This window comes from Neobacillus drentensis (assembly GCF_036965645.1).
Classification (GTDB): Bacteria; Bacillota; Bacilli; order Bacillales; family Cytobacillaceae; genus Neobacillus; species Neobacillus drentensis_D.
Window position 1 is genome coordinate 1 of record NZ_JBALPZ010000038.1, and the last position, 1,248, is coordinate 1,248.

Sequence of the window (1,248 nt, forward strand, 5' to 3'; positions counted from 1 at the left end):
CTCCTAATATTCAACATTGTTTTTATCCTTTTCACTTATATTCTTTTAATTAACTTATCTTTCAATTATCGAAATGTCAAAAGTAATTATAGGAAAATAAAAAAATCCCCTTACGCTATTACTTAATAGCATTAGAGGACACCTTTAGGGTGATTGAAAAAAGATCATTCACAGCCACTATGTTTATGCATTAATCGTAGGGCTTTGTGCAATAGGAGAAGATTTGCTTTTTGCCAATGTCCAATTGTAAGACTTAAATCGCCAAGCGTTTGTTATAAATTGAAGAACGATTAAACTGCAAAAAGCGGTCCAAGCACCAGTCTGTCCAAGATGATCAACTTGAGTTAACAAAATCGTGCACGGAACAAAGAAAATCCAATTTAATAATAAAGAAGTTCTAGATAAAAAGGTGGTATCTCCTACTCCCCTAAGCCCGCCGGCAAAAATAATACCTGATCCGCTAAACAATAAGATAAACGAAGCTAAATGAATCAGGGAAACCGATGTTAGATACACAGCAGAATCTGAGGTGTACAATTTCGCTATTGGTAAGGCAAAAACAAACAATATGATTGAAATTAATAACATAAACCCTAATCCAAGATACACGGTTACCAATCCAAACCGTTTCGCTTCGAGCGGCCGCCCTTTGCCGATTTCCTGCCCAATACCAACGGTAGACGCAGCTCCAAATCCATTGGCTGGCATAAATCCAAAAGACAGAATGTTAAGCGCTATTTCATTGGCTGCAATCGCCACTGTACCAAGCCGAGTAATACAAGCGGTAAACACCAGCATCCCCATACTATTCGATAACTCTGTAATCCCTAATTTCGAACTTTCAAACAGAAGTAATCGTACCTGATGCCGCTCAATCGGAACCCATGAACGGGTAAAATATTTTTCATTCAGGAATCGGAAATAAACTAGCAGATTGAGAAGAAACGTAATTCCTTCAGCTGCGACCATACTCCAGCCTGCCCCTTGTAATCCTAAGTTTGGAAAACCAAACTTCCCATATGCAAATGCATAGGTTAAGAACACCACCAGCGCGCTGTTAATTAAAGAGATATTCATGGGTGTTCGAGTATCACCCGTTGCCCGCATATACGCATAAAATATAATATTAAAAACGGTGAACATCATCCCAAACATACGAACTTGAACATATGGAACTCCAAGCTTTAAAATCGCAGCGTTTGAACCCATCACTTCTAGAATAAAGTGAGGAACCACATAACTGGCAAT

The 1,248-nt window shown here is 38.5% G+C and carries 1 protein-coding gene; it reads right to left on the reverse strand.

Annotation, left to right across the window (positions count from 1 at the left end; genetic code table 11):
* Window positions 1-183: 183 nt before the first annotated feature.
* On the reverse strand, window positions 184-1,248 hold a 1,065-nt coding region (locus V7266_RS07315; RefSeq protein WP_335467092.1), incomplete at its 5' end, for an MATE family efflux transporter.